At 67.9% G+C, this 16636-nt stretch carries 15 protein-coding genes and 1 tRNA gene; 10 read left to right on the forward strand and 6 right to left on the reverse strand.

Annotation, left to right across the window (positions count from 1 at the left end; translation table 11 throughout):
* The first annotated feature begins 67 nt into the window (after positions 1-67).
* Both AB0C27_RS15585 and AB0C27_RS15590 read left to right on the forward strand, forming a co-directional pair.
* Positions 68-1102: a PHP domain-containing protein gene (locus AB0C27_RS15585; protein WP_357843690.1), complete on the forward strand. Its 1035-nt coding sequence runs from the start codon at positions 68-70 to the stop codon at positions 1100-1102.
* 264 nt (positions 1103-1366) lie between these two features.
* Positions 1367-2098, forward strand: coding sequence for a YafY family protein (locus tag AB0C27_RS15590; protein WP_346111808.1), 732 nt, complete (start codon positions 1367-1369; stop codon positions 2096-2098).
* 476 nt (positions 2099-2574) lie between these two features.
* Here AB0C27_RS15590 and AB0C27_RS15595 read toward each other — a convergent pair whose 3' ends face one another.
* From AB0C27_RS15595 to aceE, 3 genes are all read right to left on the reverse strand, one after another.
* Positions 2575-3312, reverse strand: a complete 738-nt coding sequence (locus AB0C27_RS15595) for a maleylpyruvate isomerase family mycothiol-dependent enzyme (protein WP_357843694.1) — start codon at positions 3310-3312, stop codon at positions 2575-2577.
* A 10-nt stretch (positions 3313-3322) separates the two neighbouring features.
* Positions 3323-4819: an alpha/beta hydrolase gene (locus AB0C27_RS15600; RefSeq protein WP_357843697.1), complete on the reverse strand. Its 1497-nt coding sequence runs from the start codon at positions 4817-4819 to the stop codon at positions 3323-3325.
* Positions 4820-5004: 185 nt separating this feature from the next.
* The gene (aceE, locus tag AB0C27_RS15605) at positions 5005-7752 is read right to left on the reverse strand and encodes a pyruvate dehydrogenase (acetyl-transferring), homodimeric type (RefSeq protein WP_357843700.1); all 2748 of its coding nucleotides are present in this window, start codon (positions 7750-7752) and stop codon (positions 5005-5007) included.
* 689 nt (positions 7753-8441) lie between these two features.
* Here aceE and AB0C27_RS15610 point away from each other — a divergent pair.
* The 8 genes from AB0C27_RS15610 (at position 8442) to AB0C27_RS15645 (ending at position 12540) form a co-directional block, all read left to right on the forward strand.
* Positions 8442-8624, forward strand: coding sequence for a DUF1918 domain-containing protein (locus AB0C27_RS15610; RefSeq protein WP_346111812.1), 183 nt, complete (start codon positions 8442-8444; stop codon positions 8622-8624).
* Between the two features lie 9 nt (positions 8625-8633).
* The gene (locus AB0C27_RS15615) at positions 8634-9041 is read left to right on the forward strand and encodes a secondary thiamine-phosphate synthase enzyme YjbQ (RefSeq protein WP_346111813.1); all 408 of its coding nucleotides are present in this window, start codon (positions 8634-8636) and stop codon (positions 9039-9041) included.
* A 117-nt stretch (positions 9042-9158) separates the two neighbouring features.
* The gene (locus tag AB0C27_RS15620) at positions 9159-9590 is read left to right on the forward strand and encodes a DUF3052 domain-containing protein (RefSeq protein WP_346111814.1); all 432 of its coding nucleotides are present in this window, start codon (positions 9159-9161) and stop codon (positions 9588-9590) included.
* Between the two features lie 28 nt (positions 9591-9618).
* Positions 9619-10083, forward strand: a complete 465-nt coding sequence (locus tag AB0C27_RS15625) for a peroxiredoxin (protein ID WP_357843704.1) — start codon at positions 9619-9621, stop codon at positions 10081-10083.
* A gap of 14 nt (positions 10084-10097) precedes the next feature.
* Positions 10098-10415 (forward strand): hypothetical protein, encoded by a 318-nt coding sequence (locus AB0C27_RS15630; RefSeq protein ID WP_106233884.1) that lies wholly within the window; start codon positions 10098-10100, stop codon positions 10413-10415.
* 379 nt (positions 10416-10794) lie between these two features.
* A complete protein-coding gene (locus AB0C27_RS15635; protein WP_357845271.1) occupies positions 10795-11736 on the forward strand; it encodes an ROK family protein in 942 nt (313 codons plus the stop codon).
* A gap of 17 nt (positions 11737-11753) precedes the next feature.
* Positions 11754-11825, forward strand: a tRNA-Val gene (locus tag AB0C27_RS15640).
* A 583-nt stretch (positions 11826-12408) separates the two neighbouring features.
* A complete protein-coding gene (locus AB0C27_RS15645; RefSeq protein ID WP_357843707.1) occupies positions 12409-12540 on the forward strand; it encodes a hypothetical protein in 132 nt (43 codons plus the stop codon).
* On the opposite strand, the gene AB0C27_RS15650 is transcribed toward AB0C27_RS15645, so the two are convergent.
* The 3 genes from AB0C27_RS15650 to AB0C27_RS15660 form a co-directional block, all read right to left on the reverse strand.
* Positions 12537-13097, reverse strand: coding sequence for a hypothetical protein (locus tag AB0C27_RS15650; RefSeq protein WP_357843711.1), 561 nt, complete (start codon positions 13095-13097; stop codon positions 12537-12539). The two genes, AB0C27_RS15645 and AB0C27_RS15650, sit on opposite strands and share 4 nt — an antisense overlap.
* Positions 13098-13252: 155 nt before the next feature.
* Positions 13253-13798 carry a GNAT family N-acetyltransferase gene (locus AB0C27_RS15655; protein ID WP_357843714.1) on the reverse strand — a complete coding sequence of 182 codons (546 nt, stop codon included), beginning with the start codon at positions 13796-13798 and terminating at the stop codon, positions 13253-13255.
* Positions 13799-15355: 1557 nt separating this feature from the next.
* Positions 15356-16588 (reverse strand): ATP-binding protein, encoded by a 1233-nt coding sequence (locus tag AB0C27_RS15660; RefSeq protein ID WP_357843717.1) that lies wholly within the window; start codon positions 16586-16588, stop codon positions 15356-15358.
* Positions 16589-16636: the final 48 nt, after the last annotated feature.

Consider the following 16636-nt stretch of genomic DNA (forward strand, 5'->3'; position numbering starts at 1 on the left):
GGGGCCCTTGCACGCGTTCAATCCGTACTGCCTGCCTGTTGTCATCGGTTTGGGTAAGAATCAGCGCATGGATCCGGTTGATGCCCTGCGCGAGATCGCCTTCCTGTTGGAGCGCGCCGGAGAGCCCGCCTATCGCGTGCGTGCCTTCCGCCGGGCCGCGGCGGTCGTCGCCGACCTGCCCGAGGGCGAGCTCGGGCGGCTGGCCCGCACGGGCGGGCTCGGCGACCTCCCGGGCATCGGCAAGGTCACCGCATTGGTGGTCAACGAAGCTCTCGCCGGTGAGGTTCCAACGTATTTGCGGCGAATGCGGGCAACTGCCGGGGTGGAGCTGGACGAGGAGACGGCGGCGCTGCGCGCCGCGCTCAAGGGCGACCTGCACAGCCACTCCGACTGGTCCGACGGCGGCTCGCCGATCGAGGAGATGGCCGAGGCGGCGATGGCGCTCGGGCACGAGTACTGGGCGCTGACCGACCACTCGCCCCGCCTGACCGTGGCCAAGGGCCTGTCGGCCGAGCGGCTGGAGCGGCAGCTCGACGTGGTGGCCAAGCTGAACGAACGGCTGGCGCCGTTCCGGATCCTGACCGGGATCGAGGTGGACGTCAACCTGGACGGCTCCCTGGACCAGCGGCCCGAGCTGCTGGAACGGCTCGACGTGGTGGTGGCCAGCGTGCACTCCAAGCTCAGGATGGGCGGCGAGGAGATGACCAGGCGGATGGTCACCGCCGTGGCGAACCCCCTGGTCGACGTGCTGGGGCACTGCACGGGGCGGGTCGTGCAGGCGGGCGGGAAGCGGGGCGAGAAGCGGCCGGAGTCGGAGTTCGAGGCGGAGCTGGTCTTCGAGGCGTGCCGGCGGTTCGGGGTCGCGGTCGAGATCAACTCCAGGCCGGACCGGCTGGACCCGCCCAAGCGGCTGATGCGGCTGGCGTACGAGATGGGGTGCGTGTTCGCGATCGACTCCGACGCGCACGCGCCGGGGCAGCTCGACTGGCAGCGGAACGGGTGCGAGCGGGCCGCGCGGTGCGGGATCGAGGCGGAGCGGATCGTCAACACGTGGCCGCTCGATCGGCTGATCGAGTGGACGGGTAAGCGTGACGCGGGCTGACCGGCCGGGCTTTGTCCGGGCGTTGGTCCCGGGTGGCTGGCTCGTGCGGTCGGCTCGTGCGGGCTCGGGGCGGGCCGGGGGTGGGTTCGTGGAAAATGGGGCCTCGTTTGCGCTGGGGGAAAGGCGGCGCGAATCGTGTGCCGCCGTAATTGGTCGCCGGCACTCGCCGGAGCGTGAGATCCCTGTGGCCGCGGGGTTACGGGGGTGTTCCCGGGGCCGTCCGCGGGCCCGCGATTGTCGGTGGCGGCGCGTAGCGTCTCGGCTGTGAACCGTACCGACCGGCTCTACGCGCTCGTCGAAGACCTGCGCGCCATCGCGCCCCGCCACCGTTCCGCCCGCGAGCTCGCCGCGCGGTTCGAGGTGAGCGTGCGCACGATCGAGCGCGACATCACCGCGTTGCAGGAGTCGGGCGTGCCCATCTACGCCGAGCCGGGGCGCAAGGGCGGTTACGCGATCGACAAGAAGATGTCCCTGCCCCCGCTCAACTTCAGCCCGGCCGAGGCGGTGGCCATCGCGGTGGCGCTCAGCCGGGCCGGCGACCAGCCGTTCGGCCGGCAGGCGCGCAGCGCGTTACGCAAGGTGGTGGCCGCGATGCCGGGCCCCGAGGGAGATCTGGCCAGAGAGCTGGCCCGGCGGGTGCAGCTGGTCAAGCTGCCGCCCGAGCAGGGCGTCGAGCCGATCAGGCCGCTGGGCGGCGAGGGCATCTCGCGTGCCATCGAGGAGGCGCTGCTGCGCCGCCGGGTGCTCAGGCTCGACTACGCCGATGCCAAGGGCGCGCTGACCTCGCGTGACGTGGAGCCGGGGGTGTTCCTGGGCGGCAGGGGCGGGTTCTGGTATCTCGTGGCGTGGTGCCGGCTGCGCGACGACGTCCGGGTCTTCAGGCTCGATCGCATCGCCGCCGCCACCGTCACCGCCGAACGCTGCCCCGATCGGCCGCTCGAAGGCTTCGCCTCCGAGGTGCCCGAGATGGTCGTGCACGGCACGATGCTCGATTAAAGATTCGAAAACACCGACATAGGGTTGTCGCCCATGCGTTAGATCGTTGACTTGTTCGAGAAGCAAAGAGACGAGGATGGACCATACGGTGATCGACGACGGCGCCGGCACCGGCCCCGGCTGCCCGCGCGGCGGCTCAGGCAGGTCCGCAGGAGTCTCCGAGCGCAGGTGAACGACCTGTCTCGCCGGCCGGGGCTGGCGCCTTCCCCGCGAACAACCCGGCAGGCGAGAGGGCCGCGTACGGGATCACGTCCCGGAGGCGGCTCACCCGCGCCCTGGACACGCCGCCGATCGCCGAGCGGCGGCGCGTCCAGGGCCTCACCGGATCGCGCCACCGCGAGCCGGCGGCCCGGGCCGGGTGATGTGGTGCGGTGACTCACTGCGGTGACTCACTGCGGTTACGTGGCGCGTTGATCGGGCGCGGGCGGCGTGGACGGCGCCCCCGGACGGCGGCGTGGAGCGGTGGTGTGGTGCGGTCAGAGGGAGGCCGTGGACAGCCAGCGGTCCAGGAGCTCGCGATCTCCGTGCACGGTGAGGGCGTCGGGGGAGCGGCGGCCGTAGAGGAGAAGCAGCAGGTCGCTCACCGGTCCCTTGACGGCGGCGTCGCCCTTGGCGTGCCCGCGCGCCCACTCGATCTTCCCGGCGGGAGCCTGCGTGATGGTCCACTCGCCGTCCGCGTCGCTCGCGTGGAGGTGGATCGTGGCCCCCTCCAGGCCGAGCCCGGCCAGTGACCGGGTGACCCACGCGGCGTACGGCAGGTTGTGCAGGAATTCCTCGATGCCGTCGATCGCGGTTCCCGCCGGGATCTCCGGGTCGATGCTGAGCGCGAGCTCGGCGTCGGCCCGGTGCACCAGCGATTCGAAGAACATGCGGCGCGGCCACCACGACGCCCGGTTGTCCGGGCCCCACGTCCACACCTCGGTGTCCGGGTCGGTGCTCGCCAGCGTCTCCAGCAGCTCGGCGGCGCCGGCGGTGAGCCAGGCCGCGTCACCGGTGGCGCCCTCGGGCAGGCCGTCGGACACCTGCCGCGACCAGAGGCGCTCGCGCACCTGGCCGCGCAGCATGTGCGTCGCCCAGCGATGCAGCCGCCCGACGTGCGTGACCAGCTCGGCGAGCGTCCATCCCGGGCACGTGGGCACCGGGACGGACAGGTCGCCGGCCAGGGCCGCGAGGCGCTCGGTCTCCGACTGGATCTGTGCTCTGTAGTCCGTCACCCCGCCAAGACTAGGCCGCAGGGCAGCTCGCGCCCTTGTCCGGCACCTTGCCGTCGATCAGGTACGAGTCCACCAGCCCCTGGATGCACTTGCTGCCCGACAGGTACGCCCCGTGCCCCTCGCCCTCGTACGTGACCAGCGTCGCGGTCTTGAGCTGGGCCGTCAGCTTCGGCGCCCACTCGTACGGGGTGGCCGGGTCACCCTTGCCGCCCACGACCAGGATCGGCGCGGACCCGGTGGCGTCCACGTGCCGGGCTTCGTCGCTGCCCTTGGCCGGCCAGACCCGGCACAGCCCGCCCGAGCCCTCGCTGCCGAACAGCGGCGAGATCTTCAGCGCCGCCGCCTCGGTGCGCCGCAGCGCGGCCGGGTCGGGGCGTTCGGTGGAGTCCACGCAGGTGATGGCGGGGAAGCTGGTCATCTGCGTGGAGTAGGTGCCGTCCTGGGCCCGGCCGGTGTAGGAGTCGGCCAGGTACATCAGAGCCTCGCCCCGGCCCTGCAGCGCCTCGCTGAGCGCCTGCTCAAGGAAGGGCCAGGTCAGCTCGGAGTAGAGCGCGGCGGCCACGCCGGTCGCGGCCAGCCCCTGGGTCAGCTCGCGGCCGTTGACCTGCAGCGGCTTGCCGGTGAGCTGGTTCATCAGCCGGCCGACGTTCGCGTCGGCGGCGGCCTGGTCCTTGCCGATGTCGCAGGTGTTCTTGACGCAGGCGCGCAGGAAGCTCTCATACGCCTTCTGGAAGCCGCGCGTCTGCGCGATCGTGCGCTGTTCGAACGTCACCGTGGGGTCGAGCGGCGCGTCGAGCACCATGCGGCCCACGTTCTTGGGGAACTGGGTGGCGTAGACGCCGCCGAGCTGGGTGCCGTACGACATGCCGACGTAGTTGAGCTTGGCCTCGCCCAGGGCGGCGCGGATGCGGTCCATGTCGCGTGAGGCGTTCGCGGTGCCGATGTAGGGCAGGATCTTGCCGGACTCCCGCTGGCAGAGGTCGGCGAACTGCTTGTTGGCCGTCTCCAGCGCCTTGTGCGTGGCCTCGTTCGGCGGCAGCGTGTCGAGCGAGGTGAACCGGTCCATCTCGGCGCCGTCGCCGCAGCGCACGCCGGAGCTGCGCTCGACGCCGCGCGGGTCGAAGCTGACCAGGTCGTAGCGGGCGCGCAGCGTGGTGAGGGCCTTGCCGGCCTGGTCGAGCGTGTCGACGCCGGAGGCGCCGGGGCCGCCGAAGTTGAACACCACCGAGCCCAGCTTCTTCTCCTTGCCGGTGGCCGGCAGCTTGATGAGCGCGAGGTCGATCTGCTCCCCGTCGGGCTTGGCGTAGTCGAGGGGGACCGCGAGCTTGCCGCACCGTACGGAGGCGTCCTGCTTGGCCGGCGGCTCGCCGTCCGGGCGCTGGATGTCGGTGCAGGGCCCCCAAGCGATCTTGCTGGGATCCGCCGTGGAGTCGGTGGCGGGCTCGGCCGGTGCGGTGGAGCAGCCGGCGGCCGCCAGAAGCAGGGTGGCGGCTATGACGCGACGCATGACGAACTTCCCCTCACATGTCTTCAGGGGGAAGTAGTGCCCACAATACGTGACCCCGCACCATATGGGGGTGAGGCGGCACGTACCCCTCCTGAACGTGCCGCCTCACAGGCCCAACGGCCCGGACGGCCGAATATGACGGCGCTCCCGCGGATTAATTCGCGGGAGCGCCGTCGGCGGATGACTCAGACGCCCATCGACTGGGTGTCGTTGCTCTCGGCGCCGCCCGCCTCGGTGACGCCGTTCTTGAGGTGGTAGCGGGCGATGGCCTCGCGCAGCACCTCGCTGTCGAGCTCGCCCCGCTTGACCAGGCTGGTCAGCACGGCCAGCGTGATCGAGGCCGCGTCCACGTGGAAGTGGCGGCGCAGCGCCGAGCGCGTGTCGGACAGGCCGAAACCGTCGGTGCCCAGCGAGGACCAGTCACCCGGCACCCACTGCGCGATCTGGTCCTGGACCGCCTTCATGTAGTCGCTGACGCCCACGAACGGGCCCCGCGCCCCGGACAGCACCTGGGTGACGTAGGGCACGCGCTGCTCGGCCTCGGGGTTGAGCAGGTTGTACTCCTCCGCCGCCAGGGCGTCGCGGCGCAGCTCCGACCACGACGTCGCCGACCAGACGTCGGCCGACACACCCCAGTCTTCCGCCAGCAGCCGCTGCGCCTCCATGGCCCACGGGCCCGCCACGCCGGAGGATAGGATGTTGGCCTTCGGGCCCGGCGTCTGGGGGCCGTCGGCGAACTTGTACAGGCCCTTGAGCAGGCCCTGCACGTCGATGTCTGCGGGCTGGGCCGGCTGCAGGTAGGGCTCGTTGTAGACGGTCAGGTAGTAGAAGACGTCTTCGGGCCGGTCGCCGTACATGCGGCGCAGGCCGTCCTTGACGATGTGGGCGACCTCGAAGGCCCAGGACGGGTCGTAGGAGACGGCCGCCGGGTTGGTCGAGGCGATGAGCGGCGTGTGGCCGTCCTCGTGCTGCAGGCCCTCGCCGTTGAGCGTGGTGCGGCCCGCGGTGGCGCCCAGCAGGAAGCCGCGGCCCATCTGGTCGCCCATCTGCCACATCTGGTCGCCGGTGCGCTGCCACCCGAACATCGAGTAGAAGATGTAGATCGGGATCATGTGCTCGCCGTGCGTGGCGTAGGCGGTGCCGGCCGCGATCGTCGAGGCCATCGAGCCCGACTCGCTGATGCCCTCGTGCAGGATCTGCCCCTGCGTGGCCTCCTTGTACGACAGCAGCAGCTCCCTGTCGACGGCCTCGTACGTCTGCCCGTGGGGCGAGTAGATCTTGGCCGTCGGGAACATCGCGTCGAGACCGAACGTGCGCGCCTCGTCGGGGATGATCGGCACGAACCGGTGGCCGATCTCCTTGTCGCGCATGAGGTCCTTCAGCAGGCGGACGAACGCCATGGTCGTGGCGATCTGCTGCTTGCCCGAGCCCTTGCTGAAGGTGCCGTAGACCTCGTCGCCGGGCAGTTTGACCGGCTTGGCGCGGATGACCCGCTTGGGCAGCACGCCGCCGAGCGCGGCGCGGCGCTCCTTCATGTACTGGATCTCGGGGTCGTTCTCGCCCGGATGGAAGTACGGCGGCAGGTCGCCCTCGAGCGCCGAGTCCGGGATCGGCAGGTAGAGCCGGTCGCGGAACTCCTTGAGCTCGGCCTTGGTCAGCTTCTTCATCTGGTGCGTGGCGTTGCGCGCCTCGAAGTCCTTGCCCAGCGTCCAGCCCTTGATGGTCTGGGCGAGGATCACCGTCGGCTGGCCGACGTGCTCGCGGGCCGCCTTGAAGGCCGCGTAGACCTTGCGGTAGTCGTGGCCGCCGCGCGACAGCTTGCGGATGTCGTCATCGGTCAGGTGCTCGACCATCTTGCGCAGGCGCGGGTCGCCGCCGAAGAAGTTGTCGCGGATGTAGCCGCCGGACTCGACCGAGTAGGTCTGGAACTGTCCGTCGGGCGTGGTGTTCATCTGGTTGACGAGCACGCCGTCGACGTCGGCCGCGAGCAGCGGGTCCCAGTCGCGGCCCCACACGACCTTGATCACGTTCCAGCCGGCGCCGCGGAAGTAGGACTCCAGCTCCTGGATGATCTTGCCGTTGCCGCGTACCGGGCCGTCCAGCCGCTGCAGGTTGCAGTTGATCACGAACGTCAGGTTGTCGAGCTCCTCGCGGGCTGCCAGGCCGATCGCGCCGAGCGACTCGGGCTCGTCCATCTCGCCGTCGCCGAGGAAGGCCCACACGTGGCTGCGGCTCGTGTCCTTGATCTGGCGGTTGAGCAGGTAGCGGTTGAACCGCGCCTGGTAGATCGCGCCGATCGGGCCCAGGCCCATGGAGACCGTCGGGAACTCCCAGAAATCGGGCATGAGCCGCGGGTGCGGGTAGGAGGGCAGGCCGTGGAAGCCCTGCGACAGCTCCTGCCGGAACGCGTCGAGCTGGGCCTCGTTGAGGCGGCCCTCGAGGAACGCGCGCGCGTAGATGCCCGGGGCCGCGTGGCCCTGGAAGAAGACCTGGTCGCCCGACTCGCCGTGGTCCTTGCCGCGGAAGAAGTGGTTGAAGCCCACCTCGTAGAGCGAGGCGGCCGAGGCGTAGGTGGCGATGTGGCCGCCGACGTTGGTGCGGGCGTTGGCCCGGGACACCATGATGGCCGCGTTCCAGCGGATGTAGGCGCGGATGCGGCGCTCGACGTGCTCGTCACCGGGGAACCACGGCTCGCGCTCCGGCGGGATCGTGTTGATGTAGTCGGTGCTGCGCAGGCCCGGCACGCCGACCTGGTGCTCACGGGCCCGTTCCAGCATGCGCAGCATGAGGTAGCGGGCTCTGGTGCGGCCCTCGGTCTTGACGACGTTGTCGAGAGACTCGAGCCACTCGTTGGTCTCGCTGGGGTCGACATCAGGCAGCTGGCTGGGTAGGCCGTCGCTGATGATCGAGAATCGCTGGCGTCCGGAAGCCACTGGGTCTCGCCTTCCGAGATGGACTGATGTCTGGTCTGGGTCGCCTTCCATCCTGGTCGCTAGCCGTAGAAAACGCATCTCTACTAGCCGGTAACCAGAGTGTCCCCGCTGGCAGGGGGCTTACCGATGGCCTAGACCACCGATGGTAGGACGAATCGCCACCAAAGGTTACATCGCGGGAGCAATTTAACAAGACAGGAAAACGAACGAAATTTCGCTCATATCCGCATGCTGTCCGAGATGTATCCTCCGTAGGCTTGATCTCCCCGCGGAAGATGGTTCTCACCCGCGGCGGGCGAGTCTAGCCGCCCTGCCTCGTGCCCACCCCCTGCGGGCCTGTCGTGCCTGGTCGAACAGCCCTGAACGCGGCCGCGGCGCCCCGAGCCCGTGAGCTTTCAGCGGTCCGCTCAACGGCTCAGGACGCGGGACGGAGACCCGTACCCCTTCAAGAGGGAGCGACCGGGCACCGTCGGCCACCTGTCGCCCGGCTCGGCGGGTTGATCATCACCGACCGGGAGCCTCGCGGGTCGCGGAGGCGGCCACGGACGGGGCCGCCGTGTGCCGCGTAGGCCGAAACGTGACCTCCCGGCAGCGTAACGATCCGGTCATCTTTTTCTCTTACCCACCAGGAGGGGCAAAACTTGCGCCGCCCTCTTTTCCTCGGGCCCTCGGCGTACCAATGTGGAGATATGAACGCGACGGTGGGAGACCGGCTCCTGGTGCATGGCAATACCGTCGGCGAAAGGGACCGGGTCGGAGTAATCACGGAGGTCCAGGGCCCCGACGGCGGGCCTCCATACGTGGTGCGCTTCGACGACGGGCACACCGGGCTGGTGTTTCCGGGTCCTGATGCCGTGGTGATGCATCAGTAGGATTTGCCCGTGAGATCAGAAATCATCTCCGTGACGACCGGTTCACGAGAGACGGTGCACAACATCACGCCACAATGCGAGAAATTCGTCCGGGCCCAGGGCGAGGACGGTTTGCTGCACGTCTTCGTGCCGCACGCCACGGCCGGCGTGGCCGTGCTCGAGCTGGGCGCGGGCAGCGACGACGATCTGCTGGCGGCGCTGCGTGACCTTCTTCCCGCCGACGACCGCTGGGCCCACGCCCACGGTTCGCGCGGCCACGGAAGGTCGCACGTGATGCCCGCCCTGATCCCGCCGTACGCCACGATCCCCGTGCTGGGCGGGCGAATGGCGCTGGGCACCTGGCAATCCGTCGCACTCGTCGACCTGAACGTCGACAACCCGCAACGCCAGGTTCGCCTGTCGTTTTTGTCTGATTGATTCTGGCCGACTACGGCCGTACCCGTGGCGACCGTTGACGACTGAGGGTCACAGCGTGTGGACTGTGCCGAAGCGATAAACCGCATAAGCGGGGCCACTCAAGCAGGAGGGATAAACGTGAGCGCGACCGCGGGTCAGGCGCAGGGCGAGCGCGGCCTGGCCGAACGACTCGGCCTCAAGCCGGGTCAGGTGGTGCAGGAGATCGGTTGGGACGAGGACGTCGATGACGAGCTTCGTTCGTCGATCGAGAACCTGACCGGCAACGAGCTGCTGGATGAGGACAGCTACGACGTCGTCGACGCCGTGCTGCTGTGGTGGCGCGACGGCGACGGGGACCTCTTCGACGTCCTCACCAGCGCCATGCGAGTACTCGCCGACGGTGGCCAGATCTGGCTGCTGACTCCCAAGGCCGGTCGCGACGGTCACGTGGAGCCGAGCGACATCGGGGAGGATTCCACGACCGCGGGTCTCTCGCAGACCAGCAGCATCTCCGCCGCACCCGACTGGTCAGGGACCAGGCTCGTCCCGCCGAAGGGCAGCCGCCGGTAGGAGCCCGAGGCGCCCGCCGTACGGCAGGATGGTGCCTGTGAACGCACATCCTGCCGAGGTCGGCGCCCTGGCTCCGGATTTCGAGCTGCAGGACCAGCACGGCACCCCGGTGAGCCTGTCTCAGTTCCGGGGCGAAAACGTCGTGCTGGTCTTCTACCCGCTCGCATTCAGCGGGATCTGTCAAGGCGAACTGTCCGCCCTGCGCGATCAGCCGATCGCCGGGGCGCGGGTGTTCACCGTGTCCGTCGACTCCGTCTTCACCCACCGTGCCTGGGCGGATCGCGAGGGTTACACCTTCGCGCTGCTCTCCGATTTCTGGCCACACGGACAGGTCGCGCAGGCGTACGGTGTTTTCGATGAGGCGAAGGGGCTTGCTCGTCGGGGGACCTTCATCATCGACGGCGAGGGCGTGATCCGGTGGTCGGTGGTCAATCCGATCTCCACGGCACGTGACGTCGCCGACTACATCAAGGCACTCGCCGACATTTCTTGACCTCGGAGGGAAGGATGCCCTGCTACCGCTGCGGGGCCAGGCAGACGGACCCCGTGCGCGGCGCCAGCCCGTGGCAGCGCGGGGTGCGCCACGAGTCTCAGGTGCTGATCTGCCCGGACTGTCAACGGCTGCACGACCTCGACCTCGACACCTGCTCGACGTGCGGGTCCACGGCGCTGATCTGCCGGCTGGGAGAGGTGGAATGCCGCTCCTGCGGGGCGGTGCGGATGGCGCGCTCCTCGGAAACCCTCGGCCCGGCTCCGGTCACGGCGCCGCCGGGACTCTCGGCGGAGGTCGAGGCGGCGCTCAACAGGGTCCTGGGACGGGCTTAGGTCCTCGTCGCCTCACGGGCCTCACGGGGGCTGTACGGCGCTGTGAGGGCGACTGAGGGACGTACACGCATGGGACGGGTCCACCGGCGACGGCGGGCACCATGGGACCCAGCCACATGCGCTCACCCTTGGGATCCACGCGAAGCGCGCACCGTCGGAACCCACGTACATGCGTCCACCCTTGGGATCCACGCACAAGCACCAACTGGGATCCACGCACAAGCACGAACCCTCGGAATCCACGTGCATGCGTGCACTTTCAAGATCCCCGTGTACTTGCCTGCACCCTCGGGATCCACGCACAAGCGGTTACTCGGGACGTGAGCCTATTGGGACGGACATTTACTGAGCTGCGCTATCGTCTCCTTCCGTGTCCGCAATGAGTTCGTTCGTCGTCGCGCTCGACGTCGGTGGCACGTCCATGAAGGGCGGCCTGGTCAGCGAGTCCGGCGCGGTGCTGCTGAGCGAGCGGCGCCCCACCCCCCGGACGGAGGGCCCTGAGGCGGTCGTCACCGCCATCTCCGAGTTCATCGGCCACCTCGCCGACTCGGGTGACGGCATCCCCGCCGGAGTCGGGCTCGCCGTGCCCGGCCTGGTGTCGGAGAACGCCGCTCTCTATGCGGCCAACCTGGGCTGGCGCGACGTCCCCGCCACCGACTTCACCGCCCTGGACATCCCGGTGATGCTCGGCCACGACGTACGCACCGGCGGACTCGCGGAAAGCATCCTCGGCGCGGGCCGCGGCCTGTCCGACTTCCTCTTCCTGCCCATCGGCACGGGCATCGCCGGCGCCACGATCATCAACGGCGAACCGTACGGCGGCTCCTCGGGCTGGGCCGGCGAAATCGGCCACACGCCGGTCTTCCCGGACGGTGAAGAGTGCGCGTGCGGCCAGTTCGGCTGCCTGGAGACGTACGCGTCCGCGGCCTCGGTCGGCCGCCGCTACAGCCAGCGAGCCGGGCTGGAGGGCGTGAAGGCCGAAGAGGTGGTCTCCTCGGACGACCCGATCGCCATAGAGGTCTGGGACGAGGCCGTGGAGGCCCTGTCGCTGGCGCTGGCCACGTACACGCTGCTGCTGGACCCGTCCGTCATCGTCCTGGGCGGCGGCCTCGCCGAAGCCGGACCGGCCCTCTTCGACCCGGTACGCACCCGCCTCATCAAACGCCTCGCCTTCCGCGACGCACCCCCGCTGATCCCCGCCGCCCTCGGGGTGGACGCCGGCATGCTGGGAGCGTCCCTGCTGGGCTGGCGCGCGGCGGGACGGCCTGAACTGGGGCCCGGGTGGGCGGTGGATGTGCGACCGGGGCCGTTGGTGTCGTAAGGTGTAGTGCCGATCAGGGGCGGTTAGCTCAGCGGTAGAGCACTCGCCTTACAAGCGAGGGGTCACTGGTTCGAACCCAGTACCGCCCACCTGCGACATCAGCCCCGTCTCCGATCATGGAAACGGGGCTTCGTGCCGTCAACGTGCCATCAGCCGACGCGGGCGATCTTGGGCGACCTCTTCGGCTTGAGCGTCGGGGCTTTGCGATCTCGCTTTCCACGGCGTCAGCGATCTTGCCATCTGCCTCCGGCGTGCTGTGCCGGTAGATCAGCGCGTACGTCTCGGGTTCGGTCGCGCAGCGTAGGGCTGATCGCTTCCGGATGGCGGCCGGGGCAGCCCCGCGGCCGGCGCCGGCCTGTGGGTGGGACGGCGGCATACAGGCAGGCCAGGGTGCATCCCTTGTGGCGCCGAAACCACAAGATCTAAACTCTGGGTTGTTGGAGTTGGTCTGAGAGCCTTCGTGCCCGCAACTCAGGGAGGGTGGGTATGGAACCGCTCCCGGATACGTCTCGGAGCATCAGAATCCCGTGATCCCACCCTCCTTATCAATCATCGTCGAGTTCGAGATCTACTACGACCGGCACCATTGCGGTATTAGCCGTCATCATCATCACCGTCGGTGACGTCGCCGAGCTCGTCACACCGTTGCACCCGGCCACGGCGCCGCTGAATGTGCCCGCGGCTCGGATCGCCCAGCAGGCCGGCCTGCCCGCCAGCGAACTGCGTGGCCGGCGCTTCAGCGTTGAGCGGTTGGAGGAGGACGACGCTGACGGATTCCGCCTGCTGGACGATCCCCGGGTCTAGACGCCCCAGGCTGGAATGGTGGCGACAGTCTTACGTGAAGCGTCCTCCATGTCGCTCACGATGATGGCGGGAGGCTGGGCCACCAGCTTGCCGCGATTCTGGTTATGGCCCCAAAGGTCGATGATGAAGGCGTCCTGGTTCCATTCGGAGAGCTTGTCGCCGAGGGCGCCGGTCGTCCGGCCGGCGACGAGAATGTAGTGGTTGTCGAACCCGCCCTTCTTCAGTTCGACGACCTCGATGGGAACGGTGAACGTCGGCGCGCCCTTTTTGAGCGCGTAGACGCACAGGTGGGCGAACAGGATGCACGTCAGCGGCCGGTTCAGGTTCTGTGCGACGATCTCACCGCCGGTGACCCAGTACTCAGGGCTTTCCTTCCATTTCATCGCCACGGCCGGGACCAGGGTGTGATCGTCCGAGGGCTGGCGGAACGCGATCTTCGTCTCGAGCTTTCTCGCGGCTTCTACTTTCTCCGGGTCCGGCGGCTTGCCGATGGGATTGGCGACCTGTAACGCTTTATAGGTGCCCAGCACTTCTCGTGCGACTTCGGCATCGCTCATCTGCGTACCCCCTCATCATGCGCGGCGCAGTCCTTGGCCCCCGATGCGTTGCGCGCGAGCCCTATTCTGCGCCCACACGCCATGACGGTGAGTATCTGGACGGGTACATTCGTGGGTCGGGAAGCGCGAACAACTCACAGCCGAACCCCGCGCCCTTAGTTGGGATGGTGAGGATCGAACCTCGTGGTCGGAACCCAGTAGCGACGCTTCTGCTCGGTGACGTTCAGCAATTGGCCGCCGTTGGCTTCGATGACTCGTTGCGAGGCGATGTTGGTCCTGTCACACATGACCAAAGCCTCGGAGATGCCCAGGGACCGGGCGATCGGCAGCGCCGCGGCGAGCATGGCCGTCGCGTGGCCCTGGCGGCGTGCGCTGGGGCGGACGTCATAGCCGATGTGGCCGCCGGACTGTTCCAGCGCCGGAGTGAGCCGGTGACGGATGGCCAGTCTTCCCAGGAATCGTTCGCCGTCGATCCACCACAGGGTGGTCATCGGCACGAATCCGGGGCGGGTGCCCGATGACGTCCGCTCGGCGACGACGCGCGCGGTGTACGCCTCGAAGGCCGCCGGGTCCACCAGAGCCTTCGGGTCGACGTCGTCGACGAACCAGAGGACCGGATAATCATGGTCGGCACGAAACTCGGCTACCGCGGCCAGGAACGACGTCAGCAATGTGCCGCTCGGATTGATGAACTCCGGCATGGCGCCATGATGCCCACGAGAGTGGGCGGCATGACAAGGGTCTCCGACCCGGTTCGCCTTCAGGTTTCTGGTGAGGGTCTGACGCGCCACGCCGTTTCGTCAAGGGGACCTCGCCGACCTCAGCGCCACGGACGCATCCCGGTGTAGTGCTGGTCGGTCAGGCATTGACCAAGGTGGGGAAGCGTCCGACATTCGGCGTGCCTGGTCAAGGTGGCTGTTAATCGAACCGCCGTTTTATTAATCTTTTTGTATGGATCCGTTGGCGCCTGAGCCTGTTGGAGTCACGCATCGCGTCGTGCAGCAGTGCCCCAATCGTCCAGAGCACCAGTATGTCTGGGCTCCTGCGCTGGGGCAGTGCCCGTACTGCGTATTGAGTGACGACGAGCGATCTCGTGGCTCGTATGGCGGTGGCCTCGCGTGCCCACCGGAATGTTGTCCACAGAACTGACCTGTCAGCCCGTGCACTATGCGTGCGATGATCAAAAACGAACGCGGTTGCTGTCGCTTGTTCACTCGCGGTCTACGTGCTTTCGCCAGCGCCGAAGACGCCAAGCGCCCAAGCGTCCGTAGCTGTACCGCAGTGTGGCTCGATCGCCGTCGAGGATCAACATGACTCGCTTGATCGGGGGCCGCCATAGCTGGGCTGCAAGCGTAATCGCAGTAATCGCGCGCGCGATATGTGGAGGAGTGGTCGGATTATCGCTTGGCTCCCGACCATCTCCCAAGCCTTCTCCAAGATGGGGCGGACCTCTTCGAAGCCGGGAAGGGCGCGGATTTCGCAGTAGGTACGGGGGAAGTAGTCATCGACGACCACCAACTCGGCGATGGGTCGACGTCCGCGGAGAAGCGTGAACACCGTCCTGTCCTCTTCGTTCATGCGTATCTCCTGAACCAGCGTCGTCGCGCCATGAGCGTGCCGCTTGGCGTCCGGTGGGCCGCGCCGTCGGTCGGCGTGCCTTGAGCCGACGTGGGAGGCGGGATCACCGTGCGGACAGTATGCCGATTATGCCCGTGGGAGGAGCCTAAGCTACTGCCCGCGTGCGCCCGCTGTTTGGCCGTGTGGTTCGAAAGGGCGGTTTCGGTATTGGGTTGGGCGCCGGGCGGGAGCGTCGCACGCTCGTACTGGTGCGCGGAGCCAACACGCCGGTCAGGGGTTGGCACGTCGTCGCATTGCCGCAGTCCTATGGGCGACACGGTGTGGTCGGCCGATCGAACGTGGTCAGGGGCGGTCACAGGTTCAAGGCGTCGTTTCTTGCTCCGGCCCACTGAGCAGCGCGGCTGATCTTCGTTCTTGCTCTTTGCACTGGTAGCTGGCACGGTGCCGGACTATGGGCAGAAGACGCTACGTCGCCAGGGGTGTTTCCGGTGGATATCGGATCTGGGACAACAAGGCGCGCCGCTGGTGGGGCGATCTCTACGAGTTATGTCCGGACAGCCTGCTCGAGGAGCTGAACGGCGCACGTGACCACGACAGAATCACGACGCTCCTCAAACGCTACCGGGCTGAGAAGCGGTAGCGGATCGCAAGATGATCGGAGGGGTGGGCGCGTCCGATCTCTACGTGTCTCCGGTGGTGGCCCCGAGCGTCCACAACGCCGCCATGGGAAGGGCGCGCAGTTTTTCGCCGAAGGGCAGTGCCTGTTCTCCGGTGTAAAGCACGATGCCGGCGCGAAATCTTGCTCCGAGCCGGTTCGCCAGGTGGCGCAGGCCGCGGAAGTCGTCGCTCCGCACGGTTTCCGCGGCCTTGATCTCCACTCCGACCACTTCGCCGGACGCGTGTTCCAGGACGATGTCCACCTCGACCTGGTCGCGGTCTCGGTAGTGGAACAGTTGGACGGGCTCGCCGGCCCAGGTGAGCTGGCGTGCTATCTCGCCGGTTGCGAAATTCTCGAGCAAAGGGCCGACGGGAGCTGTGACATCCCTGGCGCGTTCGGATGACATGCCGATCAGGCGGCCGCCCAGACCGCTGTCCGTGACGATCAATTTGGGAGTGGAGATGGCGCGGCGGGTGAGATTGGAGGACCACGCAGGTATTCGCTTGATGACGAATACCAATTCAAGGAGGTCAAGGTAGCGTGTGAGGGTCGCCCGATGAAGTCCGACGTCGCCGGCGATTGATTGGACCACTGCCAATCCGCCCATGCGGGCGGCGATGACGCTCAGCAGCCTGCGCATTTCGGCTGGGCGCTCGATATCGGAGATCTGACGCACGTCCCGGGTCACCAGGTCAGTGATGTACGAATCGAAGAACCTGTTGCGTCGACGCCCCGGGTCCCGTCGAACGGCTTCCGGATAGCCGCCCCGCAGCGCTCTGTCGACGTAGTCATGCTTACGAAGGGCACAGGGGCGCATAGCGGCGTCGAGATCGTGCGTGAAGACATGATCCACGAAGCCGTCGGGGGCATCGTCAATCTCCCCTTGCGACAGTGGCCATATCTCGATGGTCTCCGTTCGGCCGGGCAAGGCATCGGGGAGATCGCGTAGTCCCAACAGGCGCGCGGAACCGGTGAGGAGATAACGGCCCGCACGTGGGTCCCGGTCGACCTCATGCTTGATCGGCAGGAGAAGTTGAGGAGCGCGCTGGATCTCGTCGATCAGCAGGAGTCCGTCGTGCCGGACGAAGGCGACCGGATCATCCCCGGCTGCCGACAAGGTCGCCGGATCGTCCAGATAGAGCTGACGAGCGCCACTCGTCTGGTCGGCGATCAGACCCGCCAACGTGCTCTTGCCGACCTGCCGAGCACCGTTCACGACCACCACGCGAGTGTCTGACAGCGCTTCGATGGCCATGGCTTGGCTCCGTCGCGGGTACAGGTCGGTGTGCGTCATGATCCCTTA

This window comes from Nonomuraea sp. NPDC048882, assembly GCF_040649755.1.
Lineage (GTDB): Bacteria > Actinomycetota > Actinomycetes > Streptosporangiales > Streptosporangiaceae > Nonomuraea > Nonomuraea maheshkhaliensis.

Bases quoted from the DNA above. Each gene is read 5' to 3' on its own strand.
- AB0C27_RS15585 (WP_357843690.1), top strand. From the start codon at position 68: ATGGATCCGGTTGATGCCCTGCGCGAGATCGCCTTCCTGTTGGAGCGC.
- AB0C27_RS15600 (WP_357843697.1), bottom strand. From the start codon at position 4,819: ATGCGTCGCGTCATAGCCGCCACCCTGCTTCTGGCGGCCGCCGGCTGC.
- AB0C27_RS15610 (WP_346111812.1), top strand. From the start codon at position 8,442: ATGAACGCGACGGTGGGAGACCGGCTCCTGGTGCATGGCAATACCGTC.
- AB0C27_RS15625 (WP_357843704.1), top strand. From the start codon at position 9,619: ATGGTGCCTGTGAACGCACATCCTGCCGAGGTCGGCGCCCTGGCTCCG.
- AB0C27_RS15630 (WP_106233884.1), top strand. From the start codon at position 10,098: ATGCCCTGCTACCGCTGCGGGGCCAGGCAGACGGACCCCGTGCGCGGC.
- AB0C27_RS15635 (WP_357845271.1), top strand. From the start codon at position 10,795: ATGAGTTCGTTCGTCGTCGCGCTCGACGTCGGTGGCACGTCCATGAAG.
- AB0C27_RS15650 (WP_357843711.1), bottom strand. From the start codon at position 13,097: ATGAGCGATGCCGAAGTCGCACGAGAAGTGCTGGGCACCTATAAAGCG.
- AB0C27_RS15655 (WP_357843714.1), bottom strand. From the start codon at position 13,798: ATGCCGGAGTTCATCAATCCGAGCGGCACATTGCTGACGTCGTTCCTG.
- AB0C27_RS15660 (WP_357843717.1), bottom strand. From the start codon at position 16,588: ATGGCCATCGAAGCGCTGTCAGACACTCGCGTGGTGGTCGTGAACGGT.